Below are 7,445 nucleotides of genomic sequence, written 5' to 3' on the forward strand. Positions count from 1 at the left end.
CGCTTCAGCAGCGGCACGTCGGCGCCGACATAGCCGCGAGCGGCGACGAACTGCGCCAGCGGTTCGGGCAGCGTAACCGCGACCAGATCGCCGAGGGCGAAGCTGGTCGGCGGCTCAACGCGGTAGAACCCGATGGGCAAGCTGGCGCTGGCATTCCAGATCAGTCGGGGCGCGATCTCGGCGACGGAAACGGTGCCGATCACCAGCACAGCGGCGGCGGTTACGGCGAGGTAAGTGATGCGGGGGCTGCGGGTCATGACGCACCCCCGTGGTCCGTAGGATCTTCGGCGGGAGCGTTGTCGGCAGGATCTACGACCGCAGCAGGATCATCCGCCGATACGCCACCGAGGACCGCGTTCAGCGCGACCTCGCTGCGCAGGATGGCGCGGCCGATGGCCTCGGGGATCTGCGGCACCACCGCGTCGCCGAAGGCCTCGACGATCAGGCTCGCCGCAGCCGTCCCCTTGCGACTGCCGAGCGCAATGCGCGTCCGAGCCAACCAGGCGGAAAGCCCTGCATCCAGCCGTAGGTGATGGGCAATGCCGCCGTTCCAGTCAGGCCATGGCTCCGCAAGATCGCCGCCAGCGCCCGCGCTCCCGCCCATTTGTCCGGTGCCCGATCCGTCATCGCCCCGTCCATCACCGCGTCTATGGTCGGGGATTTGCGGCGGTCGTAGGCCGGGCTCCAGCCGTCCATGCGGCTGTCCCGCTTGGTCGGCGTCGGCAGGGTTTCCGGTGCCCATCTGTCGAAATGCAGCGCCTCGCCGATCGTCGGCGTCCGGTCGAAACGATCCTGATCCGAGGTCATCCGGCCCTTGTGCCTGCGCAAGACGCTGCCTCGTGGCGCCGCATTCGCCGTCGGCGTGCCCATCATCCCGGCATGGCGGCTGGCATGGCCCCGAAGCTGGCTGAGAACGTCGCCCCGGCCGCCCCGGTCGGCGTCCGTCTTGCGCGGCGTGGCCAGGATCATGCGCAGCGGATATGTCGAGCCCGCCCCGCCGCCGGCGCCGTCCTTCATCCCGTCCGAGGCCATCGGCGTCGGCAAGGGGCGGTTGCGGAACAGATCGGACAGGCCCGAGTCCTTCATGGCTTTCCGGGCGCCCGATCCGCCCTCTAGCCGCAATCCACCCCGCTGGGATTGCGACACGGGTGTGGGCAAGCTGTTCGGGATCGCAGCCGATGAGCCAGGAGCGCTTGCGGACATGGTTGGCGCCGATATCCGCAGCACCCACCACGCATGGCCAGCAGGCGTAGCCGAGCGTTTCCAGTTCATCGAGCAGCCGGTCGGCGCCGCGAGTTCGCAAATTAGCGCTATTTTCAAAAGCGAACCAGCGAGGCCGGCACTCTCCGACCAGCCGCACGGCCTCGAGATAGAGGCCCGACCTTTCCCCTTCGATCCCCTTGCCCTTCGTGTTGGCGCTGCTGATGTCCTGGCAGGGCGGCGAGCCGACGACGATGTCGGGCAGGCATCCGAGGTCGGAAACAAGTCGAGCTGCCGTGAGGTCGCGGATATCGGCGTAGAGTCTGACATGCGGAAAATTCTCCGAATAGAGGATGCGCCGCCATTCCACGATCTCGCAGGCGGCGATGGTGATGAAGCCTGCGCGGTGCAGGCCGAGGGTCCAGCCGCCGGCGGCGCCGCTGAACAGATCGAGCACGCGCAACGGCAGGGAAAGACACACGCGCGGCATGGTCATACCCCCACCTTCCGCCGCTTCAGCCAGGCGGCATGCTGGGCCTTGATGTAGGTCCGGAACGGCTCGCCTGCGGCGATGCGGTTGTGGACATGCCTCCAGTGATCGGGCGAGACCACGCAAGGATCGATGCCCAGCGCCTCGATGGCATCCACCACCTGCAGCACCCGCTCGACCTTCGGCCAGCCGCTGACGCGCAGCAGGATCTCGGCACCGGGACGGATGAAGGGCAGCGTCTGAAACGGCTCGCCCAGCCCGACGGCGCGCAGGATGTCGAGGCGCGAGACCACGGCGCCGTAGTCGTTGCCGGCCCAGCGCACGATTGCGAAGACGCTGCCGGGGGCGAAGCCGAGGGTCCGGCGCTCACGGTCGAGCCGGTGTTCGTGGCGGAACCGACCGAAGCGCAGCCAATGCTCGACCCGTTTCTCTTGCCAGATCAGGTCGACAAGGGTTGTCGGAGCAGGATCAGGTTTCGGTGATTCAGGGAGACGAACACTCATTCGTCACCCCCCTTCGTTGCGCGGTCAGTCTCCGTTTCAAGGGACAAAACGGCCCTGTCCACAGACCGGCGCGCGCCTACAAGGTTAGGATTCCTTAAGTTAGGTAAGTTAGGAGGGGCCGAATCCTTGTTCGGATTCAATAGGGTTAAAAGGTGCCTCGGTTCCCGATAGTACGAGGATCGGGTTCCGGATAGTACGGGCCGGAAGGTTCCGGATAGTACGAGACGTTCCACAGCTTACTCACAATCTGATCCCGCAGCCCGAGGGCCCGCGAGGATCACTGTCATCGGGTTGGAAATGCAGCCGCGGCAGCCCGTCGGAACCGATACCGAGAGACAGGCGATAACCGGGCAGCGGCTGTCTTTGGACGATGGCCCGGACTTCGAAGGCGAAGCGCTTGAACGGCGAGAGGCTGCCGGATTTCAGGTGCAGGTGCCGGAGATCGAAACTCCAGCCTCCAGGCTGCCGGCCGCCGTGGCGCCGCACCAGCCGGTAGAGCCAGCGCTCCAGCCCGCCCTTCAGGTCGAAATAGGCTCGGTCGATGGTCAGGACCAGCGCATCGTCCATCACCCCGGCATAGAACCAGTCCGGCAGGATCAGCTCGATCCCGAGCGGCCGGCGCCGCTCATCGAGCAATTCCTTCCACTCGTTGATCCAGGAAAAGCGGTGCCGCCGCCGTTCTGCTGGCTGGCGGATAGAGGTGGCGACCGTCGTCGACTGCAGCCGGTCGAGCGCCGCTTTCAGGCGGCGATATCCGAGACCGGAATCGGTTCGGCCGATGAAGGTGAGGATCTCATACGGCGTGGCGGCCATCAGACGCGAGGTCCGCAAGCCCTGGTTGCGGGCCTCGACGATCTGGCTGGCGGCCCAGATCAGGATATCGGCATCCCAGATCGTCGCCATGCCGTGCTCGGGCGTCGCCTCCACGCGGATCGAGACCGCGCCCATGTGGAAATCGATCGGCACCACGCGACGGGACTTGGCCAGCGAGAAGAACGGCCAGGACATCAGGTCGCGGGAATCTCGCGCGGCGATATCGCGCGCGACCGGCCGGAACAGTTCCATCTGCCTGCCGTCGCAGATGCGGCGCAGGGACAGCGAAGAGGTCATCGCGCCGTTCCCCGTCCGGCACCGATGATGCCAGCGACTCGCCTTTCAGGACGGTGTGCCGCCGTCGCCATCTCCGAGGTGGATTGCCGCGCCGAGCCTTCGATCCAGGCGCGCAAGTCGGCAATCGTGTAAACGACACGACCGCCGAGCTTGCGGTAGATCGGACCGGTCCCGCCGCAGCGGTGCTTTTCCAGTGTGCGCGGCGACAGGTCGAGCAGCCGGGCGGCCTCTTCGGTGCGCACGAAGCGCGGCCAAGCGGGATCGGGTTCGTTCTGCATCGTCGGTCTCCGTCGCAGGATCCGCCGGAGAGGCGGGATTGCGGCGACGATGGCGCAAAAGCAGCACCGGGCCGGAGTGACAGAATGACGGCCCGGTTTTTGTCACCCCCTTTCGTCGGGGGCCGGAGCCTGGTCGACGAAAAGCTTTGCCGGCTCACGAATACCCATTATTCTGGGTGGCGCCGGATCGGGTGCCCGGCGACTCCTCCCGCATGAGACTGCGGGAGCGAGTTGCCAGGAATCTGCGCCGGCTGAGACAGGAGAAATCCCTGTCCCAGGAGGAGCTTGCCGACCGTGCGGACATCAACCGGAACTATGTCGGCATGCTGGAGCGCGAGGAGAACGCCGCGACGGTCGACATGCTGGAAAAGCTCGCCGCGGTGCTGGAGGTCGACCCGGTGGAACTGCTCCGTCGCGACCGGACGTGAGCTTTCGGCGGCCGTTCGCCCGTTTTCTCAAGGATTCGCGGGTTTACGCCGACCATCAAACCGCCGTCATGTCCGTTCCGGAATGTGCGCATTCGAAAAATCCCGATACGCGGCACGGATCGTTCCCCTAGAAAGGGATCGCCGCGTTCTTCATCCTGGGCACGGATCGGAAAGAGGAGAGCCCAATGGCTGCCGACGCCTTCGAGGACACCCCGCCGCAATCCGAGCGGCTGACCGGCTACGACGAGACCCATTTGACCACCTATCTGCGGCTTCTTGACGCAGAGGAGGAAGGCGCGGACTGGCGCGAGGTGGCCGGGATCGTCTTCGGCCTCGACGTGGCCGCCGATCCCGACCGGGCAAAGCGCATCCACGACAGCCATCTGGCCCGGGCGCGCTGGATGACCGAAGCCGGCTACCGTCAGCTTCTGAATCCGCGCATGCGCTAGCGGGAGGAACCGCGCCACCATTTGTCTGCGCTTTTAGGCCGGTTGCGGCCTGCTTCGTATTCCCCGGCGCGATCTTCGCGCAATTGCCGGTTGTCCGCATACTCCCGGCTTCCGACCCGCCTTTCCTTCCGATGGAGAACAGAGCCATGCCGTCTTCCACCGATTGGAGGTCTCCGGGATATGACGACCGGTTCCAGACGCTCGACCGTGCCCGGATGACCTTCCAGTTCCTGCGCCGCAACCGCCGGTATCGCGCGGAATATTCCAGGATCCGCAAGCATATTGGGCGCGGGGCGCCCGTTGGGGACAGCACAAGAGAGGAGATCGCCCGGATGGCCCGCCGCTGGGGGCTGATGTTTCCCGGTCGATCCCGCACTTCCGGTATCGGAAGCCCGGCCGCTCTGGCGTCCTGATGCGCTTCCCGCCACCCTGATCCTCACCGCCGCACCTGAAGGTTATGACCGGCCACCGCTGCTTAATCCAGCCGATCTGCCGCTGGCGCCGCTATTGCACGCCCGTGACGGGCTGCACGGGATTGTCGCCGAAGCAGACAGCGATCACCGGCTCTGGTTTCCGCAAGGCGCGGCCCGCTTCAGGCTGGCGATCCTCGTACCGCTGGACGGGGATCTGATGGTCCGCCTGAACAGCATCCGGCGGTTCCGTCGCCTGCTGACCGGCAGGCCGGTCAGGCCGATTCCCTCCCTGCAGGCGCTTTCGGCATCCGAGCGGCACCGGGCGGCCCTGATGCTGCGTGCCTGGGACGGGGCCGAATCCGGCGCCTCGCGCCGCGACATCGCCGGTGTCCTGTTCCGGACGGACTTCAGCGGGCTCAGCGCCGCTGAATGGAAATCGGCCTCCGAACGCCGACAACTTGCCCGCATCCTCGCCGAGGCGCGGGCCCTGGTCGGCGGCGAATACCTGACCTTGTTGCGGGGCGGCCAGCACCGGAGGCGCTGAACCAACTTTCGTTCGCGGTATCAGGCACTCTCGATCTCGCTCGGGGTGTCGAGGAGTAGGTCGGCGGCTTCGGTCATCGCCTGCAAAAGGATGATCTGGGCCAGTTCCTCATCTTGTGTCTGCATCCAGCCCCTGCTGATCCGCTCCAGTTCCTCGAGCCGGTGCGGGTCGCGGCGGATCAGGGCTTCGGCGGCTTCGGCCATCAGTTCGGTCACGGTGGTCGGGTTATGCATGATGTCTCTCCGGTCCGGTTGCGGGGTCGATCTATCCGGCCCCTTACCACTGCGGCCCCGCCGGGCGTCTGCCTCGGCGGGGTTCCTGCTTCCGTGCGTGGCGTCAGGTGCGGGCGAGATCGGCCTCGTATTGCTTCCTGCGCCGGCGAAGGAATTCCTCGATCTCTACCGGCGTGGTGGCGCCGTATTCAACCATCTGGCCGAGCAGTTCGAGGGCTTCGTGGATGTCGTTGCGGTCGAAGCAGAAATCGCATTCGGCGTGGATCTTTGCCGCAAGGGCGGTGGTTTCGGTTTCACAGGTCATGGTCGTTCTCCTGTCGGGGCGTGGGGCTGAACCGTTCAGCCTCCGCTGCTGTCGCAAACCCCGCAATGGCGGGCCCGGGCTGTTTTCGCTGGTGGTGGTCAGGCGATGACATCGTGGACCAGTTGGGCCATGGTCGGCAGGTGCTCGATCTCGACCTCGACCGTGATGTCGCCGTTCCTTTTGCGTGAACAAACTGCGTCGATCCTGCTTTCCAGCCATGCGGTCGAGCACGCATCGGCTGGCCAGCCCGCCTTTATCGCCGCGGCGCGGGCGGCGGCGAAAGGGATGATGACCTTGGCGGTGGTCATGGCGGTTCTCCTCGGCTTATGCGCGCGCCGTTCCCGGCACTTCCGCTGGCGCTGGTCAGATCAGGCCGGCCTTCTGAAGCCAGTCGGCAGTGTCGCCGGCATCGCTTGCGGCAACCCTGATCGTCAGGATCATGCTGTCGCGGCTGGCGCGGGCCTTGACCCCAGCATCGGCATCCATGCCCATCTCGATGTCCTCGAGGTTAATGCGGCGGGCCAGCGGGTTGCTGGGGATGTTGATCTCGAATGTCGCGGTATGCATCGGCGTCTCTCCGGCTTCCGGGGCCGATCCATCCGACCCCTTCCACCACTCCGACCCCGCGTTGCGGGGAGCATGGCGCCGGCGGGTGGCGACTACCTACGCGCCTTTCGAATAGTCTAGCAAAAACAAGCCTCTAGCGCAAGGCGATTGTGGTGTTTTGACCATTATTTTCAGCCTCTTAGCGGGGTTCTCGGGTCTTTTGCGCAGCCGACGAAACGCCCAGGGGTGTCCACCCTGTTCGCTGGTGGACAGCCGCTGCACCAACTGCTCCGAAGCAAAATGCGCCGTGCCCGCCCACGCGCCGACGGTCACGCAAAACCCATCGGTGGCGCTGTGAAGCAGCCTCGCTCCCCAGCCTCTTTTCCCAAGCCACTGTTTTCTCTTCTCGGGAGAAAGATTGGATTGGGGTCGGGCGAAGGCAGCCGGCCCCCCGCCGGAGGATCTCTGGCCGGTCGAGCCGGTCGGGAAGCCTTCTCTTGCCGGCGCGGCCTCGGGGCGATCCGCTGCGAACATGGAAAACCCGGCGGCTGGTGCCGCCGGGCCTCTGGCCTCCCGCTCAGGTCGGGATGTCGTCTTCGTCGATGAACCGGCCCTCGTCCTCGTCACCGGTCTCGGACTGCGGCGCCCGGCTSAGGAAATCCACCGTCTCGGCGACGATCTCGCAGCCGTAGCGGTCCTGGCCTTCCGCGTCCTGCCATTTCGTGTAGTGGATGCGGCCGCGCACCAGGACCTTCGTGCCGGATTCGCAATATTGCTGGATGGTCCGGCCCAGGCCGTTGAAGGCGACGACGCGGTGCCATTCCGCGTCCTCGACCCGATAGCCCTTCTCGTCGCGGACGACCCGGCCTTCCGAATAGCGCGGGCGCGCGGTGACCAGCCTGAAGCGGGTGACGTCGGTGCCGCTGCGGGTGGTGCGGGTTTCGGGG

General features: G+C 66.0%; 13 protein-coding genes and 2 pseudogenes. 4 read left to right on the forward strand and 11 right to left on the reverse strand.

What is annotated here, in order from left to right:
• From AQY21_RS03105 to AQY21_RS03130, 6 genes and pseudogenes are all read right to left on the reverse strand, one after another.
• Window positions 1-257: pseudogene (locus tag AQY21_RS03105) on the reverse strand (S26 family signal peptidase); the annotation flags it as partial.
• Between the two features lie 184 nt (window positions 258-441).
• Window positions 442-1,086: a hypothetical protein gene (locus AQY21_RS29570; protein ID WP_058096366.1), complete on the reverse strand. Its 645-nt coding sequence runs from the start codon at window positions 1,084-1,086 to the stop codon at window positions 442-444.
• A gap of 133 nt (window positions 1,087-1,219) precedes the next feature.
• Window positions 1,220-1,696, reverse strand: a pseudogene (locus AQY21_RS29575) (DNA cytosine methyltransferase); the annotation flags it as partial.
• Entirely contained in the window at window positions 1,693-2,193 is a 501-nt protein-coding gene (locus AQY21_RS03120; protein WP_058096368.1) for a DUF2840 domain-containing protein, read from the reverse strand. The pseudogene AQY21_RS29575 and the gene AQY21_RS03120, both read right to left, overlap by 4 nt.
• A 240-nt stretch (window positions 2,194-2,433) precedes the next feature.
• Window positions 2,434-3,303 carry a replication initiator protein A gene (locus AQY21_RS03125; RefSeq protein WP_203416356.1) on the reverse strand — a complete coding sequence of 290 codons (870 nt, stop codon included), beginning with the start codon at window positions 3,301-3,303 and terminating at the stop codon, window positions 2,434-2,436.
• A complete protein-coding gene (locus AQY21_RS03130) occupies window positions 3,300-3,581 on the reverse strand; it encodes an AlpA family transcriptional regulator (RefSeq protein ID WP_058096369.1) in 282 nt (93 codons plus the stop codon). The genes AQY21_RS03125 and AQY21_RS03130 overlap by 4 nt, the downstream gene beginning before the upstream one ends.
• 212 nt (window positions 3,582-3,793) lie before the next feature.
• Between AQY21_RS03130 and AQY21_RS03135 the strand changes: the two genes are divergently transcribed.
• The 4 genes from AQY21_RS03135 (at window position 3,794) to AQY21_RS27495 (ending at window position 5,415) form a co-directional block, all read left to right on the forward strand.
• Window positions 3,794-4,009, forward strand: coding sequence for a helix-turn-helix domain-containing protein (locus AQY21_RS03135; protein ID WP_036749366.1), 216 nt, complete (start codon window positions 3,794-3,796; stop codon window positions 4,007-4,009).
• Window positions 4,010-4,194: 185 nt separating this feature from the next.
• Window positions 4,195-4,458 carry a DNA -binding domain-containing protein gene (locus AQY21_RS03140; RefSeq protein ID WP_058096370.1) on the forward strand — a complete coding sequence of 88 codons (264 nt, stop codon included), beginning with the start codon at window positions 4,195-4,197 and terminating at the stop codon, window positions 4,456-4,458.
• Window positions 4,459-4,604: 146 nt separating this feature from the next.
• Window positions 4,605-4,871, forward strand: coding sequence for a transcriptional regulator domain-containing protein (locus tag AQY21_RS29580; protein ID WP_058096371.1), 267 nt, complete (start codon window positions 4,605-4,607; stop codon window positions 4,869-4,871).
• 202 nt (window positions 4,872-5,073) lie between these two features.
• The gene (locus tag AQY21_RS27495; RefSeq protein WP_255374787.1) at window positions 5,074-5,415 is read left to right on the forward strand and encodes a DUF2285 domain-containing protein; all 342 of its coding nucleotides are present in this window, start codon (window positions 5,074-5,076) and stop codon (window positions 5,413-5,415) included.
• A 20-nt stretch (window positions 5,416-5,435) separates the two neighbouring features.
• Here AQY21_RS27495 and AQY21_RS03155 read toward each other — a convergent pair whose 3' ends face one another.
• The 5 genes from AQY21_RS03155 to AQY21_RS03175 form a co-directional block, all read right to left on the reverse strand.
• On the reverse strand, window positions 5,436-5,648 hold the full coding sequence (locus tag AQY21_RS03155) for a hypothetical protein (protein WP_058096372.1): 213 nt from the start codon (window positions 5,646-5,648) through the stop codon (window positions 5,436-5,438).
• A gap of 103 nt (window positions 5,649-5,751) precedes the next feature.
• On the reverse strand, window positions 5,752-5,952 hold the full coding sequence (locus AQY21_RS03160) for a hypothetical protein (RefSeq protein ID WP_058096373.1): 201 nt from the start codon (window positions 5,950-5,952) through the stop codon (window positions 5,752-5,754).
• A gap of 98 nt (window positions 5,953-6,050) precedes the next feature.
• Window positions 6,051-6,260: a hypothetical protein gene (locus AQY21_RS03165; RefSeq protein ID WP_058096374.1), complete on the reverse strand. Its 210-nt coding sequence runs from the start codon at window positions 6,258-6,260 to the stop codon at window positions 6,051-6,053.
• 55 nt (window positions 6,261-6,315) lie between these two features.
• Complete coding sequence (locus AQY21_RS03170) at window positions 6,316-6,519, reverse strand: hypothetical protein (protein ID WP_058096375.1); 204 nt, start codon at window positions 6,517-6,519, stop codon at window positions 6,316-6,318.
• A gap of 556 nt (window positions 6,520-7,075) precedes the next feature.
• Window positions 7,076-7,445, reverse strand: a 370-nt coding sequence (locus tag AQY21_RS03175; RefSeq protein WP_058096376.1) for a single-stranded DNA-binding protein, incomplete at its 5' end; no start/stop codon positions are given.

It is taken from the genome of Paracoccus sp. MKU1 (assembly GCF_001447385.1).
Classification (GTDB): domain Bacteria; phylum Pseudomonadota; class Alphaproteobacteria; order Rhodobacterales; family Rhodobacteraceae; genus Paracoccus.